Annotated in this window: 28 protein-coding genes and 1 other RNA gene; 13 read left to right on the top strand and 16 right to left on the bottom strand. The window is 62.7% G+C overall.

Annotated features, from left to right (window positions below; all coding sequences use genetic code 11):
- Positions 1–338 precede the first annotated feature (338 nt).
- Positions 339–599 carry a DUF2312 domain-containing protein gene (locus AC0L2M_RS20740; RefSeq protein ID WP_023800031.1) on the top strand — a complete coding sequence of 87 codons (261 nt, stop codon included), beginning with the start codon at positions 339–341 and terminating at the stop codon, positions 597–599.
- A gap of 48 nt (positions 600–647) precedes the next feature.
- Positions 648–1,103 (top strand): hypothetical protein, encoded by a 456-nt coding sequence (locus AC0L2M_RS20735; RefSeq protein WP_128170682.1) that lies wholly within the window; start codon positions 648–650, stop codon positions 1,101–1,103.
- A 21-nt stretch (positions 1,104–1,124) separates the two neighbouring features.
- Here AC0L2M_RS20735 and AC0L2M_RS20730 read toward each other — a convergent pair whose 3' ends face one another.
- Positions 1,125–1,634, bottom strand: a complete 510-nt coding sequence (locus AC0L2M_RS20730; protein ID WP_473535744.1) for an arsenate reductase ArsC — start codon at positions 1,632–1,634, stop codon at positions 1,125–1,127.
- A 217-nt stretch (positions 1,635–1,851) separates the two neighbouring features.
- Here AC0L2M_RS20730 and AC0L2M_RS20725 point away from each other — a divergent pair, with 217 nt between their 5' ends.
- Entirely contained in the window at positions 1,852–2,196 is a 345-nt protein-coding gene (locus AC0L2M_RS20725; protein ID WP_473535743.1) for a hypothetical protein, read from the top strand.
- Between the two features lie 60 nt (positions 2,197–2,256).
- Here AC0L2M_RS20725 and msrB read toward each other — a convergent pair whose 3' ends face one another.
- The 6 genes from msrB to AC0L2M_RS20695 form a co-directional block, all read right to left on the bottom strand.
- Positions 2,257–2,661, bottom strand: coding sequence for a peptide-methionine (R)-S-oxide reductase MsrB (msrB, locus tag AC0L2M_RS20720; RefSeq protein WP_023800027.1), 405 nt, complete (start codon positions 2,659–2,661; stop codon positions 2,257–2,259).
- A gap of 108 nt (positions 2,662–2,769) precedes the next feature.
- Positions 2,770–3,591, bottom strand: coding sequence for an MBL fold metallo-hydrolase (locus AC0L2M_RS20715; RefSeq protein ID WP_023800026.1), 822 nt, complete (start codon positions 3,589–3,591; stop codon positions 2,770–2,772).
- Positions 3,592–4,782 (bottom strand): vWA domain-containing protein, encoded by a 1,191-nt coding sequence (locus tag AC0L2M_RS20710; protein WP_128170685.1) that lies wholly within the window; start codon positions 4,780–4,782, stop codon positions 3,592–3,594.
- Positions 4,783–4,792: 10 nt separating this feature from the next.
- A complete protein-coding gene (locus tag AC0L2M_RS20705) occupies positions 4,793–5,197 on the bottom strand; it encodes a type II toxin-antitoxin system HicB family antitoxin (protein ID WP_036269921.1) in 405 nt (134 codons plus the stop codon).
- Positions 5,198–5,243: 46 nt separating this feature from the next.
- The gene (locus AC0L2M_RS20700) at positions 5,244–5,690 is read right to left on the bottom strand and encodes a GNAT family N-acetyltransferase (RefSeq protein WP_023800023.1); all 447 of its coding nucleotides are present in this window, start codon (positions 5,688–5,690) and stop codon (positions 5,244–5,246) included.
- Positions 5,691–5,858: 168 nt separating this feature from the next.
- On the bottom strand, positions 5,859–6,698 hold the full coding sequence (locus AC0L2M_RS20695; RefSeq protein WP_128245933.1) for an AAA family ATPase: 840 nt from the start codon (positions 6,696–6,698) through the stop codon (positions 5,859–5,861).
- A gap of 181 nt (positions 6,699–6,879) precedes the next feature.
- On the opposite strand from AC0L2M_RS20695, the gene ssrS reads away from it, so the two are divergent.
- From ssrS to AC0L2M_RS20675, 4 genes are all read left to right on the top strand, one after another.
- Positions 6,880–7,035, top strand: a non-coding RNA gene (gene ssrS / locus AC0L2M_RS20690) — 6S RNA.
- A gap of 94 nt (positions 7,036–7,129) precedes the next feature.
- Positions 7,130–7,717, top strand: coding sequence for a 5-formyltetrahydrofolate cyclo-ligase (locus AC0L2M_RS20685; RefSeq protein WP_473535742.1), 588 nt, complete (start codon positions 7,130–7,132; stop codon positions 7,715–7,717).
- A gap of 81 nt (positions 7,718–7,798) precedes the next feature.
- Entirely contained in the window at positions 7,799–8,623 is an 825-nt protein-coding gene (locus tag AC0L2M_RS20680; protein WP_023800020.1) for a TIGR00282 family metallophosphoesterase, read from the top strand.
- A 72-nt stretch (positions 8,624–8,695) separates the two neighbouring features.
- On the top strand, positions 8,696–9,463 hold the full coding sequence (locus AC0L2M_RS20675) for a TerC family protein (RefSeq protein ID WP_128245934.1): 768 nt from the start codon (positions 8,696–8,698) through the stop codon (positions 9,461–9,463).
- Positions 9,464–9,756: 293 nt separating this feature from the next.
- Here the strand turns inward: AC0L2M_RS20675 and AC0L2M_RS20670 are convergent, their stop codons facing one another.
- From AC0L2M_RS20670 to AC0L2M_RS20660, 3 genes are read right to left on the bottom strand one after another with little or no spacing between them, the layout of a single operon-like run.
- Positions 9,757–10,224 (bottom strand): SRPBCC family protein, encoded by a 468-nt coding sequence (locus AC0L2M_RS20670; RefSeq protein WP_473535741.1) that lies wholly within the window; start codon positions 10,222–10,224, stop codon positions 9,757–9,759.
- A gap of 27 nt (positions 10,225–10,251) precedes the next feature.
- Positions 10,252–10,614, bottom strand: coding sequence for a VOC family protein (locus AC0L2M_RS20665; protein ID WP_473535740.1), 363 nt, complete (start codon positions 10,612–10,614; stop codon positions 10,252–10,254).
- 16 nt (positions 10,615–10,630) lie between these two features.
- On the bottom strand, positions 10,631–11,113 hold the full coding sequence (locus AC0L2M_RS20660; protein WP_128245937.1) for an SRPBCC domain-containing protein: 483 nt from the start codon (positions 11,111–11,113) through the stop codon (positions 10,631–10,633).
- Between the two features lie 51 nt (positions 11,114–11,164).
- On the opposite strand from AC0L2M_RS20660, the gene AC0L2M_RS20655 reads away from it, so the two are divergent.
- From AC0L2M_RS20655 to AC0L2M_RS20645, 3 genes are all read left to right on the top strand, one after another.
- On the top strand, positions 11,165–11,488 hold the full coding sequence (locus AC0L2M_RS20655; protein ID WP_023800015.1) for an ArsR/SmtB family transcription factor: 324 nt from the start codon (positions 11,165–11,167) through the stop codon (positions 11,486–11,488).
- Positions 11,489–11,713: 225 nt separating this feature from the next.
- Positions 11,714–12,463: a YebC/PmpR family DNA-binding transcriptional regulator gene (locus AC0L2M_RS20650; protein WP_473535739.1), complete on the top strand. Its 750-nt coding sequence runs from the start codon at positions 11,714–11,716 to the stop codon at positions 12,461–12,463.
- An 84-nt stretch (positions 12,464–12,547) separates the two neighbouring features.
- Positions 12,548–12,874, top strand: a complete 327-nt coding sequence (locus AC0L2M_RS20645) for an Rdx family protein (protein ID WP_023800013.1) — start codon at positions 12,548–12,550, stop codon at positions 12,872–12,874.
- Between the two features lie 29 nt (positions 12,875–12,903).
- Here AC0L2M_RS20645 and AC0L2M_RS20640 read toward each other — a convergent pair whose 3' ends face one another.
- On the bottom strand, positions 12,904–13,383 hold the full coding sequence (locus tag AC0L2M_RS20640; protein WP_128181530.1) for an anthrone oxygenase family protein: 480 nt from the start codon (positions 13,381–13,383) through the stop codon (positions 12,904–12,906).
- Position 13,384: 1 nt separating this feature from the next.
- Complete coding sequence (locus AC0L2M_RS20635) at positions 13,385–14,218, bottom strand: Rossmann-fold NAD(P)-binding domain-containing protein (protein WP_128245941.1); 834 nt, start codon at positions 14,216–14,218, stop codon at positions 13,385–13,387.
- Between the two features lie 112 nt (positions 14,219–14,330).
- Here AC0L2M_RS20635 and AC0L2M_RS20630 point away from each other — a divergent pair, with 112 nt between their 5' ends.
- Complete coding sequence (locus tag AC0L2M_RS20630; protein ID WP_473535738.1) at positions 14,331–14,972, top strand: TetR/AcrR family transcriptional regulator; 642 nt, start codon at positions 14,331–14,333, stop codon at positions 14,970–14,972.
- 66 nt (positions 14,973–15,038) lie between these two features.
- Here AC0L2M_RS20630 and rpmE read toward each other — a convergent pair whose 3' ends face one another.
- The gene (gene rpmE / locus AC0L2M_RS20625; RefSeq protein WP_006327661.1) at positions 15,039–15,260 is read right to left on the bottom strand and encodes a 50S ribosomal protein L31; all 222 of its coding nucleotides are present in this window, start codon (positions 15,258–15,260) and stop codon (positions 15,039–15,041) included.
- 205 nt (positions 15,261–15,465) lie between these two features.
- Here rpmE and AC0L2M_RS20620 point away from each other — a divergent pair, with 205 nt between their 5' ends.
- Entirely contained in the window at positions 15,466–17,268 is a 1,803-nt protein-coding gene (locus tag AC0L2M_RS20620) for an ABC transporter transmembrane domain-containing protein (protein WP_128170697.1), read from the top strand.
- 93 nt (positions 17,269–17,361) lie between these two features.
- Here AC0L2M_RS20620 and AC0L2M_RS20615 read toward each other — a convergent pair whose 3' ends face one another.
- The gene (locus AC0L2M_RS20615) at positions 17,362–18,861 is read right to left on the bottom strand and encodes a carboxypeptidase M32 (protein ID WP_473535737.1); all 1,500 of its coding nucleotides are present in this window, start codon (positions 18,859–18,861) and stop codon (positions 17,362–17,364) included.
- A gap of 188 nt (positions 18,862–19,049) precedes the next feature.
- On the opposite strand from AC0L2M_RS20615, the gene AC0L2M_RS20610 reads away from it, so the two are divergent.
- Entirely contained in the window at positions 19,050–19,403 is a 354-nt protein-coding gene (locus AC0L2M_RS20610) for a DUF1304 domain-containing protein (RefSeq protein WP_023800007.1), read from the top strand.
- Between the two features lie 133 nt (positions 19,404–19,536).
- Here the strand turns inward: AC0L2M_RS20610 and AC0L2M_RS20605 are convergent, their stop codons facing one another.
- Both AC0L2M_RS20605 and AC0L2M_RS20600 read right to left on the bottom strand, forming a co-directional pair.
- The gene (locus AC0L2M_RS20605) at positions 19,537–19,929 is read right to left on the bottom strand and encodes a hypothetical protein (RefSeq protein WP_128245945.1); all 393 of its coding nucleotides are present in this window, start codon (positions 19,927–19,929) and stop codon (positions 19,537–19,539) included.
- 229 nt (positions 19,930–20,158) lie between these two features.
- Positions 20,159–21,190 (bottom strand): peptidoglycan -binding protein, encoded by a 1,032-nt coding sequence (locus AC0L2M_RS20600; RefSeq protein ID WP_023800005.1) that lies wholly within the window; start codon positions 21,188–21,190, stop codon positions 20,159–20,161.

The raw sequence follows: 21,190 nt of genomic DNA, 5'->3' as shown, positions 1-21,190 counted from the left end.
CAAACGCCAGCTTCCTGCGCTTGCTTTCAGCGCCGCGCGCCCCCGGGCGCGCAAAGGACGCTGTAGTATTTGATTTGCGCATGATCCTTTCCGCAACTCGATTCCGATTTCGGGGATCATGCGCGGCCTCACGTACTTTAAGTACGCTCCGCTCCGGTTCTCGGAAGCCGGCGTTCTCGACTCGGCCTGACCTGAATCTCAACACACCTTAGGTCCTGTCCACCCTTCATGCCGCATCGATAACAGCTTGACCGGTCGCCTCCGGTCGGGCATCGAACCGCTGCAAATTCGCCGCGACGGTTCGTGAGTCGCGGCATGGAAAACGACGCGGAGAAAAAATGGCCGACGACATCACCGAGACCAGCCAGACTGTTGCCGCCGGCCAGCTGCGAGCCTTCATCGAGCGCATCGAGCGGCTCGAGGAAGAGAAGAAGACGATCGCCGACGACATCAAGGAAGTGTTCGCCGAGGCCAAGGGCACCGGCTTCGACACCAAGGCGATGCGGTCGATCATCCGGCTGCGCAAGAAGGACCAGGCTGAGCGGCAAGAGGAGGAAACCATCCTCGATCTCTACAAAGCCGCACTCGGCATGGTGTAAGGCTGGTAACAGCCCTGGGCGCCGGTTGCGCCCGCAACGGGTCGAACCATGAGCGAATTCGACTTTGGCGGCCGCCGCGCCTCTGAGTTCCGCCAACGCGGCTTCTGGACGCTGTTCGCGGAACGGCATCCGGAAGAAAGGCCTCTGATGGCGCGGCGCGGACCCTGGTTCTGGCAGCGCGGGCTGCCCGACTTCGCATTGGTCCTTTCCATGTATGTCGCGCCGGCGCAGAACCATGTCGGCGTCTTCTTCGGCCGCAACGAGAAGTTCGGTGCCACGCAAGCCTGGTCGCGGTTGAAGCCGTTCCAGCCGGCGATCGAAGACAGGTTGAAGCTCAGGCCGGAACAGAGCTGCGAGGGCCTCGGCATCAATTCGCTGTGGCGCGTGAACTGTTTTGCCGAGGACAATTGGCCGGCCATGGCCGACTGGCTGGTGACGGAAGCATCGCGCTTCGAGCGCGCTGTTTCCGAGGTGCTGGGCGGGGGTGGCGAAGCCGGACCGTGAATTCGCGTCGCAGTGGCTGAGTTAGTTCGGCTTCGCCGTGTCGCGGCCAATCCGATCGAGATGCTGTTGCAGCGCCAGATGGTCGAGCGCATCCATCCGCAGATTGGTGAACAGCGAGATGCGGTTGTTGAGCATGCGATAGGCGTCGGCAAAGGCAAGATGCAGTTCGGCTTCGGTGCCGTCTGCCTTGCCTGGGTCCGGTATCGACCAGAGCGCGGTCATCGGATGACCCGGCCAGATCGGACAGGATTCATTCGCGGTGCTGTCGCAAAGCGTGAAGATGAAATTCATTTCCGGCGCGTCGGGCTCGGCAAACTCGTCCCAGCCTTTCGAACGGGCGAAGTTCGTATCGTAGCCGAGCCTTTCGAGCAGCTGCAGTGCGTAGGGATTGACCTCGCCCTTCGGTTGCGAACCGGCGGAAAACGCCTTGAACCTGCCGCCACCGATCCGGCTGAGAATGGCTTCCGCCATGATCGATCGCGCCGAATTGGCGTTGCAAAGAAACAGCACGTTGTAGACATTATCGCTCATCTCAAGACCTCCCTTGGCAGGCGACTGGATGATGGGGGCGGCAGAGTCCGGCAAGGTGTCTTTGCCGAGACGCCGACAAGGGCGACGTAGAAAGGTTTCACGACCGTTTGATGACAATTTGTCAAATCATACGCTTGCGTGCCGATGATCGATTTGCGTTGACAGGATTGCTGCTTTGGAAATCTCTGCGGCTGTCGAATGAGAGAAAGCCGTATCGATGAGTGCGCCGGAGACTTTCGAAAGCGAAGACGGCAAGGCAGGCCGTGCGGCGGGTTTCTTCCGCTCGCGCTGGCAAGGCACGGCCCCGCTAGACCGGCTGTTCTGGCGCGATCTTGTCCTTGTCGGCACGGCGATCAACATCGCCGTGTCGGTGCTGGCGCTGATCCTGCTCGGGCTGAAGCTGCCGCTCGCTCTCGTTCTGGCGGTGCATTTCGCGCCGGTGCCGTACAATTTCTTCCTGACTTTTGCGGTGTGGCGGACCGCCGAGAAAACCGGCGGCGTCAAGGCTTCGCTGATGACGCTGGGGGCCGTGCTGTGGCTGTTACTGGTGGTGGTGATCTGACGGGACAGTGCTGCCGTCAAAGGCCGGCGGAAGCCGTCCTTTGACAACGTTGAATTCCAGTCAGGCGGCCGGCTCGAATTTCAGCGCGACCCCGTTGATGCAATAGCGTAGGCCGGTCGGCGGCGGGCCGTCCTCGAAGACGTGGCCGAGATGGCTGCCGCAGCGGGCGCAGTGGCATTCGGTGCGGACCATGCCGTAGCTGCGGTCGACGGTCGTCTCGACCGAACCGGGCACCGGATCGTTGAAGCTTGGCCAGCCGGTGCCACTCTCGAACTTCAGCTTGGATTCGAACAAGGGCTGGTCGCAGCCGGCGCAGAAAAATGTGCCGGCGCGCTTCTCGTGGAGCAGGGCGCAGCTGCCCGGCCGCTCGGTGCTGTGGTTGCGCATCACCGCATATTGCTCCGGCGTCAGCCGGGCGCGCCATTCGGCATCAGTGCGGGTGACAGGGTAGATGTGACTATCCATTTTATGCCTCTTAGCTCATGCCGCTATTGGGCTGCTTCCCAAGTTCGCCTAAAATAGGCTTTTGTTACGGCCTTTGCCGATATTTCCAGTCCTGCCGCGAAGAATTCCTTAGGCGATCGCTGCGAGATACCGCGCAACAGACCTTGCAAATCCCGTCTTTGCATCGCCGATGACGTTCTGGTTCCACCATGCGCCATAGATATGGTCGAACGCGAAAGGCTCCAGTGCCGACGCGATGCGGAGTACCTTCGCCGCATTGAGCGGGATGTAGTTCGGGTAGCTGTACATGAAGCTGACATGGCGGCGGGTTGGCGTCACCTGCAGGATGTCGCCGGCCAGGATGGCGTCGCCGCCGTCGCGCTTCCAGTGCAGCACCTGGCCGCCGGCAAAGTGACCGCCGCAACGGATAAGTGTCAGCGAGGGGTTCAGGGCGCGCGTCTCGCCCTGCCAACTCACAACAGCCGGATGCGGCCGCATGATCCACTTGCGGTCATCGGCATGCAGATAAATCGGCACGCCGCCAAACGCCTCGCTCCACTCGACCATCGCCGAATAGTAATGGCAGTGCGAAATGGCGATCGCGATGAGGCCGCCGCGGCGGTTGATTTCGGCCACCGCCTCGTCGCTGACCATAGAGATGCAGTCCCACAGCACATTGCCGTGCGGCGTCTGTGCCAGCAGCGCCCGCTGACCGATGGCGAAGCGCGGCTCGATGCCGAAGGCGAGCACGCCGGCGTCGTCCTTCATCACGATCCGATGCCCGGCGGCGAGCTCTTGCGGCGTGATCCAGGCCTGGCCCTCCCAGCGCACATATTGCCGCTCGTCCTCGCAGATCGGGCAACGTTGCGGCGGCGCGGCTGCCGCCGCGAACTGGACGCCACATTGCAGGCAGAGGAAACAGGTCGGACGTCCTGTTTTGCGTAAATCCATTCAGTGCTTCCTTGAAAGCTGCTTCGTCGCGGCCTCGAGTCCGGCGAGCGTCAGCGGAAACATGCGGCCGCCGAAGATGTCGCGGATCATGGCGATCGAATGGGTAAAACCCCAGTGCTTTTCGCTTTCGGGGTTGAGCCATACCGCGTTCGGCCATTGCTGCAGCAGACGGCTGAGCCAGACGACGCCGGCCTCCGGATTCCAGTGCTCGACCGAGCCGCCGGGATGCGCGATCTCATAGGGGCTCATCGAGGCATCGCCGACGACGATCACCTTGTAGTCCGGACCGTATTTGTGGAGGAGATCGAAGGTCGGAATCACCTCCGCATGGCGGCGCCGATTGTCCTTCCACACACCTTCGTAGAGGCAGTTGTGGAAGTAAAAATATTCGAGCTGGCGGAATTCGGCGCGGGCGGCCGAAAACAGCTCCTCGACGCTTCTGATGTGATCGTCCATCGAGCCGCCGACATCGAAGAACATCAGCAGCTTCACGGCGTTGCGCCGCTCGGGCCGTGTCTGCACGTCGAGATAGCCGTGCTCGGCCGTGGCGTGGATGGTGCCGGGCAGGTCGAACTCTTCCTCGGCGCCTTCGCGCACCCAGCGACGCAAGCGCTTCAGCGCGATCTTGATGTTGCGGGTGCCGAGCTCGACGGCATCGTCGAAATTCCTGAACTCACGCTTGTCCCAGACTTTCACCGCACGGCGGTTGCGGCTCTCATGCTGGCCGATGCGAACGCCTTCGGGATTGTAGCCATAGGCGCCGAAGGGTGAGGTGCCGCCGGTGCCGATCCATTTCGACCCGCCCTGGTGGCGGCCCTTCTGTTCCTCCAGCCGCTTTTTGAGCGTTTCCATCAGCTTTTCGAAACCGCCCAGCGCCTCGACCAGCTTTTTCTCCTCATCGGTCAGGTGCTTTTCGGCAAGCCGCCGCAGCCATTCCTCCGGAATGTTCTCGACGTCGACCGGATTTTCGCCAGCCAGCGCTTCGACACCCCTAAAGATGTGCGAAAAGACCTGGTCAAAACGGTCGATGTGGCGCTCGTCCTTCACCAGTGCCGAGCGGGCGAGATAGTAAAAACCCTCGACGTCATAGTCGACCAGCCCCGCCTCCAGCCCTTCCAGCAGCGACAGATATTCCCGGAGCGAGACGGGAACCCGCGCAGCCTTCAGTTCGAGGAAGAAGGGGATGAACATCGTCCGACTTCTATCTGTGCCCTTCGATCTTCTCGCGAGCGGCGCTGGCGATGAAGGCGGAACGCGTGAGGCCGCGTCGGCTCGCTTCGGCATCGATTGCCGCCAAGAGACCTGCGTCGAGCGACAGATTGGCTCGGACAGGCCGTCCGGAATCGATCAGCACGGGGATCATCACGGCAGATTCTCCGGCGGCGCTATCGATTTCGCCCAGTCGGAGCAGATCTGCCACCGTGCGTGCGTCGGGCAAGGGCAAGTGCTTCGCCCTTCGTGCCTCAGCCCATTCGCGAACGGCGGAGGTCGCGTCGGCTATCGCCTCCTCGGGACTTGCGCCACCGCCGTGACATCCGGGAAGATCGGGGACCCGCACTCCCCAGACATCATGTGCGCCGTCAAGAATTCCGACATAGTGCGTCATCATTCCTCCTTAAATCCATCCGGCAAGCCGGGCGATCGACCGTTCATCACATCAGATCATATTCGATGAAGCCGGTCCTGCGCGCCACGTGGTCGTAGAGCTTGCGCGCGGTGGTGTTGGTCTCGTGCGTCATCCAGTAGACGTTCTTGACGCCGATCTTGCCGGCTTCCTGCTTTACTGCTTCGATCAGGGCGGCGCCGACGCCTTTGCCGCGCACGTCCGGGTCGGCGAACAGGTCCTGCAGATAGCAGTTGTTTTTTTCGGACCAGCAGGAGCGATGGTAGAGATAGTGCGTCAGGCCGACCGCCTTACCGCCGAGCGTGGCGATGAACCCTTTTGGTTCAAACTCACCCGCCGTGAACAGCCGCTTCCAGGTGACGGCGTAGACGTCTTCCGGCAGCTCGGTTTTGTAGAAGGTGAGGTAGGCAGTCCACAGACGCTGCCAGTCGGCGTGGTCGGATTGTGCCAGTGGGCGGACGGTGATCTCGGTCATTTCATTTCCTTCTGAAGCTTCGGGCCCAGGCTGCCCCGGTGCCCGGACGGCGGCAACGGTCCAGCAACGGGAAAGCGCTGTCCGCCGCATGCCCGGCCATCCGCTATGGCTTCGGGCGTTCGTCGCTCGAAAAGCCAAATCGTCGGCTTTTCGTCGGCCGACCGCTCCTCACCCCTGCCTTCTCGCCATGAAGGCCAGCCGCTCGAACAGATGCACGTCCTGTTCGTTCTTCAACAGCGCGCCGTGCAGCTTAGGCAGTGCGTTTTTCGGGTCGGCACGCAAATCCTCGGGCGCGATATCGTCGGTCACGAGCAGGCGGATCCAGTCCAGTGCCTCGGAGGTCGACGGCTTCTTCTTCAGGCCCGGCACGTCGCGGATCTCGTAGAACTGGGTGAGCGCGGCGCGCACCAGGTTCTGCTTGATGCCGGGATAGTGCACGTCGACGATCCGATGCAGCGTCTCGAAGTCGGGAAAGCGGATATAGTGGAAGAAGCAGCGGCGCAGGAAGGCGTCCGGCAGTTCCTTCTCGTTGTTGGAGGTGATGATGACGATCGGGCGCACGGCAGCGCGGATCGTTTCGCCGGTCTCGTAGACGAAGAACTCCATTCGATCGAGTTCCTGCAGCAAATCGTTGGGGAATTCGATGTCGGCCTTGTCGATCTCATCGATCAGAAGCACGACCTTCTTGGCCGTCGCGAAGGCATCCCACAGCTTGCCGCGCTTGATATAGTTCCTGATGTCGTTGAAGCGCTCGTCGCCGAGTTGGCTGTCGCGCAGCCGCGAGACGGCGTCATACTCGTAGAGCCCCTGCTGCGCCCTTGTCGTCGACTTGACGTGCCATTCGATCAGCTCGAGGCCGAGCGCGGCCGCCACTTGCCTGGCCAGTTCCGTCTTGCCGGTGCCGGGCTCGCCCTTGACCAGCAATGGCCGCTCCAGCGCGATCGCCGCATTGACCGCCACCATCAAATCCTTGTCGGCGACATAGGCCGCCGTGCCTTCGAAACGCATTTTTGCTCCTCGGTTTTCATGGCAACCGTAAGGAGACAGCCCAGCCCATGCAAGGCGCAGCGGCGAGGGCGCGGTGAACCCATGTGCCGCGCAGCTCCCAGGCAGTACCTTGCGACGAATAAAGCCGCCGAACATGGCCGTCTCTCTGGCGCTTGGCCTGCCATCGGCCTATATTGAGCGTGACGGTCTGCGCTTCCCGGCAGGAGAACATTTTCCCCGGGGCCTTAATGATCCCTAGGGAGCTGTCCCTGGGAAGACCCGTGGGTTTTCTCATACGGCGCCCACCTACTTTGTAGGTTCCCGGGATCGCTCTCTCCACCGGTTGTGTGGATCGTCACTCGACGCAAAGGATCCACGCCTCGGTGGATCATGCGGTGGAAAACGTCGCTCCTAAAACTCCATCCAAATCTGACCTTTTCTATCGTCGGCGCATGACATCCTCGAAAGACCTGAAAAGACAGTTGCGACGCGAAGCACTCGGGCGCCGCGACGCGCTCGATCCGTTCTGGCGGGTGGAGGCAGCGCTCGAAATGGCCGAGACGGCGCGGGACAGCATTGCGATGGAGCCGGGCCAGATCGTCTCCGGCTTCTGGCCGATGCGCTCGGAAGTCGACGTCCGGCCGCTGATGTTCACCTTGCGCGAAAAAGGGGCACGGCTTTGCCTGCCGGCGATTCTCGACAAGACCACCATCGTCTTTCGCGAACTGGTGCGCGGCGCGCCGATGATCGACATGGGGTTCGGCACCGTCGGGCCGCATGAGGAGGCCGAGGTGCTCGATCCCCAGGTGATGCTGGTGCCGCTCGCGGCTTTCGACGCGTGCGGCCACCGCATCGGCTATGGCGCCGGCTATTACGACCGTGCCATCGCGCGGCTGGTCGACAAGGGGCAGCCGCCAAGGCTGATCGGCATTGCTTTCGACTGCCAGCAGGTGGCGCTGGTGCCGGACGAGCCGCATGACGTGACCATTCCGGAAATACTCACCGAGAGCGGGTTGCGCCGGTTCGCGCCGAAATTGTAGATAAGTTCCTGGACGCATGGTCTTTTCCGGAAGTCATGCAGCTTTTTGCTTCGCTGACCTTCGGTTCGGGATCATGTTTAGATGAGACTTCTCTTCCTCGGCGATATGGTCGGCAAGACGGGACGCACGGCGGTGTGGGAACAACTGCCCGGCCTGATCTCGGATTTCAAACTCGACTTCGTCATCGTCAATGGCGAGAACGCCGCCGGCGGCTTCGGCATTACCGAAGAGATCTTTCGCGAGACGATCTCGGCGGGCGCCGACGTCGTCACAACCGGCAATCATGTCTGGGACCAGCGCGATGCGCTGGCTTTCGCGCCGCGCGAGGAACGCTTTCTGCGTCCGTCCAATTTCCCCAAGGGCACGCCGGGGCGGGGCTCGGGCGTCTACATCGCCAGGAACGGCGCGCGCGTTCTGGTCGCCAACATCATGGGCCGGGTGTTCATGCATCCTGAACTCGACGATCCGTTTCAGGCCGGCGAGCGCGAGCTTGCCGCCTGCCCGCTTGGCGAACAGGCCGATGCGGTGGTCATCGATTTCCATGCCGAGGCGACCTCTGAAAAAATGTGCTTTGCGCACTTCGTCGACGGCCGCGCCAGCCTGGTTGTCGGCACTCACACGCATCAGCCGACCGGCGACCACCATATCCTCAACGGCGGCACCGGCTATATCTCAGACGCCGGCATGTGCGGCGACTATGATTCTTCGCTCGGCATGGACAAGGAGGAGCCGCTCAACCGCTTTCTGTCGAAGGTGCCGAAAGGGCGCTTCGAGGCGGCGAGCGGCCCGGCGACATTGTGCGGCGTCGGCGTCGACATTTCGGATCGCAGCGGCCTTACCGAGCGGATTGCGCCGTTTCGCCGCGGGCCGCGGCTCGAAGAAACAGCGCCCTCGTTCTGGTCATGACATTGATGTAAGCGATTGTAGTACCTAATTGCCGGCCACGCCTGCTTCAGATCGTAAGAGGGGACGACCTCCATGCAGCTCATCGAATTCCTGGCGCCACATTTCGCCTTTGTCTCCGATCCGACTGCATGGGTCGCGTTGCTGACGCTGATCGTGCTGGAGGTCGTGCTCGGCATCGACAATCTGATCTTCATCTCGATCCTGACCAACAAATTGCCGGAGGCGCAGAGGGCCCGCGCCCGGCGAATCGGTATTTCGGCGGCGCTGATCATGCGGCTGGTGCTGCTTGCCACCATCTCGATCATCGTCCAGTTGACGGCGCCGGTGTTCACCGCTTTCGACCATGGTTTCTCCTGGCGCGATCTGATCCTGATCGCCGGGGGCCTGTTCCTCGTCTGGAAAGCGACCAAGGAAATCCACCATACGGTCGATCTCGAGGACCATCAGGACACGATGATTGGCGAAACGCTGCAGCTTTCGCTGGCCGGCGCCGTCTTCCAGATCCTGCTGCTCGACCTCGTCTTCTCGATCGATTCGATCATCACCGCAGTCGGTATGACCGACGAGATCGCCATCATGTACATCGCCGTGATCGTCGCGGTCACCGTGATGATGCTGGCGGCCGGGCCGCTCGCTAACTTCATCGCCAAGAACCCCAGCATCGTCATGCTGGCGCTGAGCTTCCTGCTGATGATCGGCATGACGCTGATCGCCGACGGCATGGGCTTCCATGTGCCGAAGGGCTACATCTACGCCGCCATGGGTTTTTCCGCCCTTGTCGAGGGCCTCAACATGCTGGCGCGACGTCGGAGAAAGGCAAAGGCCGGCGCGGGGCACTGAGGTTGGCCGGGCGAAGCGACGGCGCGAAGGCCTGAGCTCTGCCTCAATTGTCGCGGCCATGCAGAACCTTTGAGACGTCGGAGGGACAGCACCCCCCTCTGTCCTGCCGGACATCTCCCCCTCAAGGAGGGAGATTGGCAGCTTTAGCGCTCCGCTCGTCCTGCAGCGTTGGAGATTGGCGAAAGCCTCAGCGACATCCGATCTCCCCCTTGCGGGCCCTTGCGGGGGAGATGTCCGGCAGGACAGAGGGGGTGGGAAGGATCGCTGCAGAACGGCTTTTTGCACCCAGCGACTTAAGCGGTCGGCGTGCCCTTCGGATGACGGTCGCGGATCAGGCCAAGCGTCAAGCCTTGCTCCAACCAGGCCTTGGCGCCGGCGAGCACCAGCGCGAAGCCATCGGTCGAGCCGATCGCCTGCTTGACCTGTTCATCGGGGCTGCCGGCAAAACCGTAATTGCGAACCTCGACAAAGGTCGTGCCGCCGGGCATCTCGGTAAAAGTCCAGACCACGGTGGTCGGCGGATCGCTCCATTGCATGACGATCTTTTCGTTCGTGACGAACTCGCTGACCGTGACCGGCGTCGAAACGCCATACATCCGCCATTCCCAGCGAACCTCGTTGCCGCTGGCGAGCCTGTCGCTGCCATGGGTGAACCAGAACTTCGTCGTGATCGCCGGATCGACGATGGCTTCGAACACTTCTGCGACCGGCCGCCGGATCAGCATGCCGGCTTCGGCGGTCGGTATCTCACGGATGTCCATTTCGTCCTCCTTCCGAACAGGTCTCCGTCACCAGGCGTCGGGTTCGCGCACCAGGTGAATGATGTTGGCCGGATTGGTGATCCAGCCGCCACGAAAACCTTCGCCGAGCACCTCGATGGCGTCGCAGCGCACGATTCCGGCCTTGGCGAGATGATCGGCGGCGGCCGAAAAATCATCGGTGAACAACTCCAGCCAGACCTCGGCCTGGCTCAGCATCGGCGCCTCGTCGATCCACAGGCGATTGGGACCGAGTTCGAAACCAACAGCCGGCGCTTTGGCCGTGAACGGTTTTAGGCCGACGACATCGCGGTAGAAGGCGATCGTCTCCTGGTATTGGTGGGGCGGCACTTTCATGGCGATGTTGATGCCGCCGGTGATCTTCGCAGCCATTCTTTCCTCCGTCTTCTCAGATATTGTCTTCGCTCGCGGGCTCGCCCTTCATCTCGCTGCGATAGTAGCCGTCGCGCAAATTGATGCCATATTCGACATACGCCTTCATGCAGGCCAGCATCTGCGACCAGCCCTCGCAATTGAGGTAGGACTTCTTCAGGCCGACCGCGTCCTCGTGCCAGCCGGCCTCGGCGATGGTGACGAAGGTGCCGCCGTCGTCCAGCGGCTCGAAATTCATCTCGATGCGGGTCTTGTAGGCCGGCTTGCCGTCGGCGTCGGTGGCGTCCCAGCGCAGCACGATGCGGTTGTCTTTCTCCACCTCGTCGACCTCGACCGGGACCTTGCCCCACCAGACGACCCTGGCGCCGGCCAGCAGCGGGGCACTGGCGCCGCCGATGGTGGTGAAATAGCCGCTGAGCTTGTTCGGATTGACGACCGCATCGAAGACTTCGGCGACCGGTTTGCCGATGCGGCCCGAAACTCTGAATCCAAGAGACATATCCACAGCTCCTTCCTTGATAAGATCGATATTATGTTATAAAAATATAACATGTCAAGCAAGGCGCAGGACGACAATGTTTTCAAGGCGCTGGCGCATCCGCGCCGGCGCGCGCTGCTCGACGAGCTAAAGGACGCGCCGCGGACCACCGGCATGCTGTGCGATGCCTTTCCCGACATGGACCGCTGCACCGTCATGCTGCATCTGAAAGTGCTGGAGGAAGCCGACCTGGTGGTGGCGCGGCGCGAGGGGCGCGAACGCTGGAACCATCTCAATGCGCTGCCAATCAAGCAGATCCACGACCGCTGGATCAGCCAGTACGCCACGCATGCGATCAGCATTCTCGACCGGCTGAGATCCGATCTGGAGGAGTGAGCGTTCGCAGGAAAGCAGCTGGCGGTTACCATGCCGCACCATCCTTACGGCGCGGCTGGACGAATTGAGCCGATTTATCTATAAGCCGGCCATTCCGAGATAGAGCGCCGTACGTCCATCCGGACGCAGCAGGGACGTTCTGAAATTTTGACTTCGAGCATTTTGGCAAAGGCGAGGTGACTACCTCGCTGCAGGATGCTCTGCCAAGAAGACGACAGGGGTGCCATGGCTGGCCATTCACAGTTCAAGAACATCATGCACCGCAAGGGCCGCCAGGACGCGGTGCGGTCGAAAATGTTTTCCAAGCTGGCGCGCGAAATAACCGTCGCCGCCAAGAGCGGCACGCCGGACCCGTCGATGAACCCGCGCCTGCGTCTTGCCGTGCAGAACGCCAAGGCGGTGTCGATGCCGAAAGACAACATCCAGCGCGCCATCAACAAGGCGTCGATGGGCGACGCCGAGACTTACGAAGCTGTGCGTTACGAAGGCTACGGGCCAGGCGGCGTTGCGCTCATCGTCGAGGCGCTGACCGACAACCGCAACCGCTCGGCGTCGAATGTGCGGGCCGCCTTCACCAAGGCCGGCGGGGCGATGGGGGAAACCGGCTCGGTGTCGTTCATGTGGGACCGTGTCGGCGAAATCTTCTATCCGGCATTGGTAGGCAGCGCGGAGAAGGTCATGGACGCGGCGATCGAGGCCGGGGCCGACGACGTCCAGTCGGACGAGGAAGGCCACACGATCTATTGCGCCTTCGAGAATCTTGGTGAGGTGTCGAAGGCGCTGGAAGGCGCGCTCGGCGAGGCTGAATCAGTGAAACCGATCTGGAAGCCGCAGACCAACATTGCGGTCGATGAGGAGCGGGCACAGTCGCTGATGAAGTTGGTCGCTACGCTCGAGGACGATGACGACGTGCAGAGCGTTTACGCCAATTTCGAGGTCGACGACGAGACCATTGCGAAGCTCAGCGCGGCATGAGCACAGCTCAACCAGACATGAGCGGAGTTCAATCCGAGATTTGAGCGGAGCTTAATCTGAGATATGAGCGGAACTCAATCTGACATGACCGAAAAGCCGTTGCCCCAGGTCCGCATCACCTATTGCGCGCAGTGCCACTGGCTGCTGCGGGCCGGCTGGATGGCGCAGGAGCTGCTGTCGACCTTCGCAACGGATCTGGGCGAGGTCACGCTGGTGCCCGGCACCGGCGGCATCTTCACCATTTCCTGCAACGAGACACTGGTCTGGGACCGCAAGCGCGACGGCGGCTTTCCCGATGCCGCAAGGCTCAAGCAACTGGTTCGCGACGTGATCGATCCGGACCGCGATCTCGGCCATGCCGACCGCAAGAGCGACAAGTCAAAAGATACCCCGTCAAAAGACCCTGCCTGACGCAAGGTCTTTTAGATTTCTGCCCTCGTTCACCGCCACGCCACGATGAAGCAGGCCAGCGCGACGATGGCGGTGATGGTACGGACGTGGTTCCACATCACCCAGTCCCTGAGATAGGTGGCCCAAACGGCGGCGCCGTTGGCGCTTGCCGGATCGACGGCGGCCAGCGCGTTGTTGAGCGGCACGTTGAAAATCATCGTCACGATCAGGTTGCCGACGACATAGATCAGGGCGCCGGCGAGAAGCCACAACGAGCCCGGTTGGCCCCAGCCGATGACAGCGCCGACGACGAGGACGAGGCAGATCAGCCCGGTGCCGAAAAGCGCGGTCATGAACAGCGGCGTCACCGCAGTGACGTTGATCGAATTCATGGCGGCGATACCGCCCACGGCAGGCATGCGGGCGAGGCCCGGCATGACGAAGCTGGAGAAGGCGAAGAAGACACCAGCGACGACGCCCGAGCCGAGCGCGGCGATGAAGGTGAGGCTGGGAAGCAGTTTCATGATCATGTCAGTCACTCCATATGCCCGTACCAGCGGTTTCGGTTGCATAGGCGGAAAAGTCCTTTGGGGCGCGGCCGAGCACGCGCTCGACGCCGTCGGTCAGCGCCTCGTTGCGGCCGTCGAGCACCTCGGTGAACAGCTCGTTGAGCAGCCAAGCGAACTCGGCCGGCAACTCGTACCCGGCTACCGCGGCAGTGAACTCGGCATGCGAAATCCGTTTGAATCGAATGTCGCGGCCGGCCGCCTGGCCGATCTCGGCGACCGCGTCGGCGAAGCTCAGCAGCCGCGGCCCGGTCAGCTCGTAAAGCTGGCCGACATGGCCTTGCCGGGTAAGCACCGTCACGGCGGCGTCGGCAATGTCGTCGGCATCGACGAACGGTTCTCCGACAGTGCCGACCGGCAAAGCCACCTCTCCGGCGAGCAGCGGATCGAGCATAAAACTCTCGCTGAAGTTCTGGGAAAACCAGGCGCAGCGCAGGATAGTCCAGTCGGCGCCTGAGGCTTTCAGCATCTCTTCGGCACGTTGCGCTTCGATTTCGCCGCGCCCCGACAGCAGCACCAGCCGGCGCACACCGCTTGCCACGGCAAGGTTGGCGAAGACGCCGACCGCTTCGGCCGCACCGGGCAGAGCAAGATCGGGATAGTAGCTGATGTAGACGGCACCGACACCATCGAGCGCGGGTTCCCAGGTCGTATCGTCTTCCCAGTCGAAGGGCGGGGTGCCCGAGCGCGAGCCGATCCGTACCGGCAGGCCCTGCGCCGTCAGCCTGTCCGCGAGACGACGGCCGGTTTTGCCGGTGCCGCCGAGGATCAAAATCGGTTTTGCTGCTGTGTCGATCATGGCGATTTTCCTTTGCTCACAAATATGAGTAATCCTCACATTTGCAAAACGTGATAAACCCTCGTATTTTGTGAGTCAAGCCAATTTGTTGATCGTTCGCCAGGAGACAGTGATGGAAGGCTCGACCGTATCGGGTTCACAGGATGGCCAGATCGCATCGCCGCGCCGGGCGCCCAGCCAGCAGCGCAGCCGGGAGCGGGTCGAGCGGATGCTGGCCGCCGCCTCTGCGCTGATCGCCGAGCAAGGCAGCGATGCCTTGCGCATGGGCGAGGTGGCGGAACGGGCCGGCGTGTCGATCGGCTCGCTCTACCAGTTCTTCCCGGACAAGCGAGCGATCATCTGGGCGCTGGCCGAGCGCTACACCGCCGAAAGCCAGGCCTGCATCGCGGCAGCGCTTGCACCGGTTAGCGACGCCGAAGGGCTGCGGCGGGCTTTTTCCGAGCTGGTGGATATCTATTACGGGCTATTCCTGGCCGAACCGGTGATGCGCGACATCTGGTCGGGCACGCAGGCCGACAAGGCGCTGCGCGAACTCGAACTCGCCGACAGCCGGGCCAACGCCGAATTCCTCACCGCGGTGCTGAGGCGGCTGCGGCCTACCGCCGATCCGGCGGCGCTGGAAACGACGGCGTTTCTCACCTGGCAGATGGGCGAGGCCACCATGCGGCTGGCGATCTCGGTCGGGCGCCAAGAAGGCGACGACCTGGTCGCCGCCTACAAGCGGATGGCGCTGCGCGAACTGGTTGGCGAATAGAGAGCCGCATTCAACAAAAAACCCGCCACGAGGGCGGGTTTCTTTCGATCCGAAAAGGCTTGCGGCTTAGAGGCCGAAACCTTCGAAACGCTTCTTGAACTTCGACAGGCGGCCGCCGCGGTCGAGCAGGGTCTGCTGGCCGCCGGTCCAGGCCGGATGGGTGGTCGGGTCGATGTCGAGGTTCATCGTATCGCCTTCCTTGCCCCAGGTCGAACGGGTCATGTATTCGGTGCCGTCGGTCATGACGACCTTGATGGTGTGGTAGTCGGGATGAATATCGGTCTTCATTGTGCTATTCCTGGTTCGCCGGCGCCGCTGACGGGCATAAAGCCTGCGTCGATGCGCCCCTTTTTAAAACTCGAAGCCGCAGCTATTGAGGAGCCACGGCTTTTAAAAACGGTCGGCGAGCCTATACATCAGCCGGAATTGAATCACAAGGCCGCGGTAAGGCATATTGAGGCGCATGCCCAGAAGGCGGCCAGAGGAAACGGTCATGGCGCATACAAGCGGCGATGCAGACGAGCGTAGGCGCTCGCTCAAGCCGCTGCGGCGCCTGTTCCCCTACATCACCCGCTACCGGAAAATGGTCATTGGCGCGGTCGTCTCGCTGACCGTTGCTGCGGCGACGACGCTGGCGCTGCCGCTGGCCGTGCGGCGGATGATCGACCACGGCTTTTCCGCTTCCGATTCCATTTTCATCGCCGAGTATTTCGCGATGCTCGTGGTGATGGCTGCCTTGCTCGCCGCGGCGTCGGCCTGCCGCTATTATTTCGTCATCACGCTGGGCGAGCGCGTCGTCGCCGACATCCGCAGCGACGTGTTCCGCCATGTCACGACGCTGTCGCCATCCTTTTTCGACACCGCACAGTCGGGCGAGATCGTCTCGCGGCTCGCCGCCGACACGACGCAGGTCAAGTCGGCGGTCGGTGCCACCGCGTCGGTGGCGCTGCGCAATGTCATTCTTGGGCTTGGCGCCGTTGCGATGATGGTCTTCACCAGCCCGAAACTGTCGGGCCTCGTCATCGCCGCCATTCCGGTGATCGTGCTGCCGCTGGTCGCCTTCGGCCGCTCGGTGCGGCGCAAATCGCGGCTCGCGCAGGACACGCTGGCCGACGCCACGGCCTATGCCAGCGAGCAGATCGGCGCGGTGCGCACGCTGCAGGCCTTCACCAACGAGAAGCTGGTCACCGGGCATTTTTCAGCTGCCGTGGAAGCGGCTTTCGAGGCGGCGCGGTCCTCGATCTTTGCCCGCTCCTTCCTCACCTTCTTCGCCATCTTCATGATCTTTTCCTCGGTGGTGGCGGTGCTGTGGTTCGGCTCGCGCGACGTGCTCGACGGCACGCTGTCGCCCGGCACGCTCGGTCAGTTCCTGCTCTATTCGGTGTTTGCCGCCGGCGCGCTCGGTGCGCTGTCGGAAGTGTGGGGCGAGCTTTCCCAGGCGGCGGGCGCTGCCGAACGGCTGACCGAGATCCTGGCCGAGAAGCCCGCAATCCAGGCCCCAGCGCATCCTAAACCGCTGCCGGCGACGGCCAGGGGCGCAATCAGTTTCGACGACGTGTCCTTCTCCTATCCGGCCGGGCCCGACCGCGCTGCCGTCAACGGCCTGAGTTTCCAGGTCGTGCCCGGCGAGACGGTGGCGATCGTCGGCCCGTCGGGCGCCGGCAAGAGCACCGTCTTTTCGCTGCTTCTGCGCTTTTACGACCCCGAGACCGGCAAGATCATGATCGACGGCGTCAATGTGCGCGAGGCCGACCCCGTCGCCATCCGAGAGCGCATCGCCATCGTGCCGCAGGACGTCACCATCTTCGCGGCCAGCGCGCGCGACAATATCGGCTTCGGCCGCCCGGACGCCAGCCAGGCCGAGATCGAGGCGGCGGCCAGGGATGCGCTTGCCGACGAGTTCATCCTAAAACTTGAGAACGGTTATGACAGCCAGGTCGGCGAGCGCGGCGTGACCTTGTCCGGCGGCCAGCGCCAGCGCGTGGCGATTGCCCGCGCCATCCTGCGCGATGCGCCGATCCTGCTGCTCGACGAGGCGACCTCGGCGCTCGACGCCGAAAGCGAGACGCTGGTGCAGACGGCGCTGGAACGGTTGATGCAGGATCGCACCACCATCGTCATCGCCCACCGGCTGGCGACGGTGCTGAAGGCCGACCGGATTCTGGTCATGGATGGCGGCTGCATCGTCGAGGAAGGCACCCACCAGAGCCTCGTCGCCAAGGGCGGCATCTATGCGCGGCTGGCCAAGCTGCAATTCGAAACCGGGGCGAACGCTTTCAGGGGCGCCGCGGAGTAGTAGGACGACGCTGCCAAACGGCTTCGTCTTTTGCAAATGGCGCTGGTCGGCAGTGACGAAATTGCCGCCGCGTTCGATGCGCTTGAAGATATGTCAGGCGCCCTTCAGCACCTCCCCATAGCGCTTGCGCAAATGCTCGGTGAAATGCGTGGCGTTGAGCTTCTCGCCGGTGGCGCGCTCGAGCAGTTCGGGCGTTGACCAGCGCGAGCCTTGCGACCAGATCCTTTGCCGGCGCCAGTCGTTGATCGCCGCGAAATTTCCCTTGGCGAGGTCTTCGTCGGCGGAGGGATGATCTCTGGTCAGCGCCGCCCATTGCTGCGCCGCCATCATCGCGCCCAGCGTATAAGACGGGAAATAGCCGAACGCAGCACCCGGCCAGTGCACGTCCTGCATCGGCCCGTCGGCCGGGTTGTCGATGGTCGACAGGCCGAGATAGTCGCGCATCTTGGCGTCCCAGGCCTCGGGCAGGTCGGCGGCCTCGAGTCGCCCCGAGACAAGCTCCTGCTCCAATTCGTAGCGCAGGATGACGTGCAGCGGATAGGTCACCTCGTCGGCGTCGACGCGGATCAGGCCGCGCTCGACCCGGTGTACATGCGGCAGGATGTCTTCGATCGACCACGCCTCGCCGAGGTGCTTTTCGACCACCGGCAGCGCCCAGCGCCAGAATTCGGGGTTGCGGCCGATCTGCTTCTCGACGAACAGGCTCTGGCTTTCATGCACAGCCATGCCGCGCGCCTTGCCGAGCGGCCAGTGCGCCCACGCCTGCGGCAGGTTCTGTTCGTAAAGCGCGTGGCCGGTCTCGTGCAGCACGCCCATCAGCGCCGACAGGAAATCGGAGGTCTTGTAGCGGGTGGTGATGCGCACGTCGCTCGGCACGCCGCCGCAGAACGGATGATGCGATACCGACAGCGAGCCGTGGGTGAGATCGAAGCCGACCGCCGCCATCAAGGCGAGGCCAAGCTCGCGCTGCTTTTCGATCGCATAGCTGCCCGAAAGCGGCTTCAGCGGATGTCTCGCCAGCCGCTTTTCCTGCACGGCCAGTGCCTCCGGCACGAAATCCCTGAGAAAGGTCTTCAACTCGGCGAAGACCGGCGTGATGTCGGCGGCGCGGTTGCCGGGATCATATTGCTCCATCAGCGCGTCGTACGGGTCAAGGCCGAGCACGTCGGCGCGAAGGCCTGCTTCCTCGCGCACCAGCGCAACGACGCCTTCGAGCGCCGGCAGGAACCCGGCCCAGTCGTTCTTTGCACGCAAGTCGCGCCACAACTGCTCGGAGCGCATCCGGGCGGTGGTTTGGCGCTCGACGAATTCGACCGGCAGGCAGGTCAGGTTGGTGTATTGCCGCCGGAATTCCTTGACCGCCGCCTGCTGTTCTTCGTTCAGCGTTTCCTGTTCGGCCGCTGCGATCCAGTCGGCGATCTCCGGCGCTGTCGCTCTGGCGTGATGCATGCCGGCCAGCGCCGACATCGCCTCAGCACGCTTGTCACCGCCGCCGACGGCCATGTGGGTCGCATCGTCGGCGCTGAGAATGGCGAGCGCATGCTCCAGTGCTTCGAGCTTGTGGCCGAGGTCGTCGAGTTTTTGAAAGGACATGGGGGGTTCCGCTGAATTTGAACGGCGGGAAAAGATACCAATGCGCTGATATTGGCAACCCCGAAAGGCCGTTGGCGATGGGCACATGGTTGCTGGCCAGGATGCACAGCGCAATGGGTCTTGCAGGAGCGGTGGCGTGCGTGATCAATGTCGCGAGGCGGCGGCGCGTCGCATCGGGGAGACGAAGCATGATCGCCAATGTGCTGGTCGGGTTGGTGGCGCTGATCCACCTTTACATCGTCTATCTGGAGATGGTGCTGTGGGACACGCCGCGCGGCCACAAGGCGTTCAAGCTGACGCCGGAATTCGCCAGCGCATCGAAAGTGCTTGCGGCCAACCAGGGACTTTACAACGGCTTTCTCGCAGCCGGGCTGATCTGGGGGCTTTACCTCGGCGCGGCTGGTTTCCAGATCAAGGTGTTTTTCCTGCTCTGCGTCGCCATCGCCGGCCTCTACGGCGCGGCGACGGTCGGCAGGAAAATCCTCTACATCCAGACCGTGCCGGCTGCAGTTGCTCTGGTCGCAGTTTGGCTGGGCGCATAACCCCGAAATCGGACTCGATTTCTGGAAAAGTTCCCTGTGCGGATTGCTGCCTGGGGCTTCGGTGCGGAACGGATCTTGCGCAAAATCAACAGATCATGCGCAAGATCAAAGTGCGGCGCTGTAATGGATCATTTCAGCCTTTTGGATAGTTTGGGCCGTAGCCGTTCGGATAGTACCCGCCATCGCCGCCGCTGCCGATGAGGAAGGCGCTGCCGGTGGCAGCCCGCAGCCTTTGACTGATATGATCGAGCTCAGCCAGCAATTGATGATACTGCGTGGCCGGCATCGTTCCATCTCGCGCGGCCCTCTGCGCGGCCCGATCAAGTTGAGCGACCTGCGTGCGCAAGCCACGCGCTTCGTCCAGCTTGATCCTGTTCGCCTGCCTGGCGCCTCGGATACCGGTATCCACGCTCTCTATCTGGTTGATCAAAGCTGCCTCATGCGGGCCGGCGCCGGCAAACGGAACGGTGACGAGAAGTGCGGCGAGCGTTGCAGTCCTGAGGGTCTTGGGAGTGAAAGAGCGCATGTTGCGTCTCCTTTTACAGGGGAGGCGGCGATTGGGAGGGCCACCTTCCGGCCGTGGGCCGTCGGTTCCGTCGGGTCGCAATGGACGCTTCCACCGCCGGCGGTTCTCGGGCCCATGACATAGCTAGGAGCGATCCTCGGCAAAGTGTAATCAAAAAAAGGTAATCTTTTCAGGCCTTGCTAGCCTGCATCGCCGCCCTAAGTGCGGCCGCCGCCTGGAGCCGGGGCGATCAGCGCTCGGTCAGTTTCAGCTCGATGCGGCGGTTCTTGTTGCGCGCGTCTTCGGTGTCGGCGGGGTCGAGCGGCTGGAATTCGCCGAAGCCGGCGGCAACCAGGCGGTTGGCCGGCACGCCGTTCTCGATCAGGAACTTCACCACCGAGGTCGAGCGCGCCGTCGACAATTCCCAATTGTCGCGGTAGCGGCCGGTGCCCGACAGCGGCTTGTCGTCGGTGTGGCCGTCGACGCGCAGCACCCAGTTGATCTCCGGCGGGATCTCCTTCTGCAGGTCGATGATGGCGTCGGCGAGCTTCTTCATCTCGTCCTTGCCGGCATCGTTGATCACTTCGGAGCCTGTCGGGAAAAGCACTTCCGACTGGAAGACGAAACGGTCACCGACGATGCGGATGTTCTCGCGATCGGCGAGGATTTCACGCAGGCGCCCGAAGAAGTCGGACCGGTAGCGGTTCAGTTCCTGCACACGTTGCGCCAACGCGACGTTCAGGCGGCGGCCGAGATCGGCGATCTTGGTGTTGGACTCGCGATCGCGCGCTTCCGACACGTTGAGCGCTTCTTCGAGCGCTCCGATCTGTCTGCGCAGCGCCGAGATCTGCTGGTTGAGGATTTCAACCTGGCTCAGCGCCTGCTGGCTGATCTGGCGCTGGTTGTCGAGTTCGCCCGAAAGCGCCGTGGCCCGCTGGTTGGCGGCGTCGCCGGCACCGGCGCCTTGCGCCAGCAATTGCTCGAGCCGGCTCTTTTCCGCCTCCGACGCCGACAGCGACGCCTGCAAATTGGCGAGCGAATCTTCCTTGTCCTGCGTTGTCGAACGCTCCAGCGCCAGAAGCTGGGTCAGTTCGTTGATCTGCGAATTGAGGCGGTTGAGCACCGTGTCCTTGCCGGAGATTTCGCGGCCGAGCAGGAACTGCGCCAGCACGAAGACGGTAAGCAGGAACATGATCGCGAGCAGCAACGTCGACAGCGCGTCGACGAAGCCCGGCCAGTAATCGATACGGCGATCGGCACGCCGGCTCCTGGCGAGAGCCAT

It is taken from the genome of Mesorhizobium sp. WSM4806 (assembly GCF_055811635.1).
The sequence above is the reverse complement of the archived record's forward strand: the minus strand, read 5'-3'. Positions and strand labels throughout refer to the sequence as shown.

Coding starts and splice junctions, on each gene's coding strand:
- AC0L2M_RS20740 (WP_023800031.1), top strand. CDS start 339: ATGGCCGACGACATCACCGAGACCAGCCAGACTGTTGCCGCCGGCCAG.
- AC0L2M_RS20615 (WP_473535737.1), bottom strand. CDS start 18,861: ATGTCCTTTCAAAAACTCGACGACCTCGGCCACAAGCTCGAAGCACTG.
- AC0L2M_RS20735 (WP_128170682.1), top strand. CDS start 648: ATGAGCGAATTCGACTTTGGCGGCCGCCGCGCCTCTGAGTTCCGCCAA.
- msrB (WP_023800027.1), bottom strand. CDS start 2,661: ATGGATAGTCACATCTACCCTGTCACCCGCACTGATGCCGAATGGCGC.
- AC0L2M_RS20605 (WP_128245945.1), bottom strand. CDS start 19,929: ATGCGCTCTTTCACTCCCAAGACCCTCAGGACTGCAACGCTCGCCGCA.
- AC0L2M_RS20610 (WP_023800007.1), top strand. CDS start 19,050: ATGATCGCCAATGTGCTGGTCGGGTTGGTGGCGCTGATCCACCTTTAC.
- AC0L2M_RS20695 (WP_128245933.1), bottom strand. CDS start 6,698: ATGCGTTTCGAAGGCACGGCGGCCTATGTCGCCGACAAGGATTTGATG.
- AC0L2M_RS20715 (WP_023800026.1), bottom strand. CDS start 3,591: ATGGATTTACGCAAAACAGGACGTCCGACCTGTTTCCTCTGCCTGCAA.
- AC0L2M_RS20670 (WP_473535741.1), bottom strand. CDS start 10,224: ATGGACATCCGTGAGATACCGACCGCCGAAGCCGGCATGCTGATCCGG.
- AC0L2M_RS20665 (WP_473535740.1), bottom strand. CDS start 10,614: ATGGCTGCGAAGATCACCGGCGGCATCAACATCGCCATGAAAGTGCCG.
- AC0L2M_RS20635 (WP_128245941.1), bottom strand. CDS start 14,218: ATGATCGACACAGCAGCAAAACCGATTTTGATCCTCGGCGGCACCGGC.
- AC0L2M_RS20700 (WP_023800023.1), bottom strand. CDS start 5,690: ATGACCGAGATCACCGTCCGCCCACTGGCACAATCCGACCACGCCGAC.
- AC0L2M_RS20675 (WP_128245934.1), top strand. CDS start 8,696: ATGCAGCTCATCGAATTCCTGGCGCCACATTTCGCCTTTGTCTCCGAT.
- AC0L2M_RS20640 (WP_128181530.1), bottom strand. CDS start 13,383: ATGATCATGAAACTGCTTCCCAGCCTCACCTTCATCGCCGCGCTCGGC.
- AC0L2M_RS20650 (WP_473535739.1), top strand. CDS start 11,714: ATGGCTGGCCATTCACAGTTCAAGAACATCATGCACCGCAAGGGCCGC.
- rpmE (WP_006327661.1), bottom strand. CDS start 15,260: ATGAAGACCGATATTCATCCCGACTACCACACCATCAAGGTCGTCATG.
- AC0L2M_RS20630 (WP_473535738.1), top strand. CDS start 14,331: ATGGAAGGCTCGACCGTATCGGGTTCACAGGATGGCCAGATCGCATCG.
- AC0L2M_RS20725 (WP_473535743.1), top strand. CDS start 1,852: ATGAGTGCGCCGGAGACTTTCGAAAGCGAAGACGGCAAGGCAGGCCGT.
- AC0L2M_RS20685 (WP_473535742.1), top strand. CDS start 7,130: ATGACATCCTCGAAAGACCTGAAAAGACAGTTGCGACGCGAAGCACTC.
- AC0L2M_RS20705 (WP_036269921.1), bottom strand. CDS start 5,197: ATGACGCACTATGTCGGAATTCTTGACGGCGCACATGATGTCTGGGGA.
- AC0L2M_RS20645 (WP_023800013.1), top strand. CDS start 12,548: ATGACCGAAAAGCCGTTGCCCCAGGTCCGCATCACCTATTGCGCGCAG.
- AC0L2M_RS20710 (WP_128170685.1), bottom strand. CDS start 4,782: ATGTTCATCCCCTTCTTCCTCGAACTGAAGGCTGCGCGGGTTCCCGTC.
- AC0L2M_RS20660 (WP_128245937.1), bottom strand. CDS start 11,113: ATGTCTCTTGGATTCAGAGTTTCGGGCCGCATCGGCAAACCGGTCGCC.
- AC0L2M_RS20655 (WP_023800015.1), top strand. CDS start 11,165: ATGTCAAGCAAGGCGCAGGACGACAATGTTTTCAAGGCGCTGGCGCAT.
- AC0L2M_RS20680 (WP_023800020.1), top strand. CDS start 7,799: ATGAGACTTCTCTTCCTCGGCGATATGGTCGGCAAGACGGGACGCACG.
- AC0L2M_RS20620 (WP_128170697.1), top strand. CDS start 15,466: ATGGCGCATACAAGCGGCGATGCAGACGAGCGTAGGCGCTCGCTCAAG.
- AC0L2M_RS20600 (WP_023800005.1), bottom strand. CDS start 21,190: ATGGCTCTCGCCAGGAGCCGGCGTGCCGATCGCCGTATCGATTACTGG.
- AC0L2M_RS20730 (WP_473535744.1), bottom strand. CDS start 1,634: ATGAGCGATAATGTCTACAACGTGCTGTTTCTTTGCAACGCCAATTCG.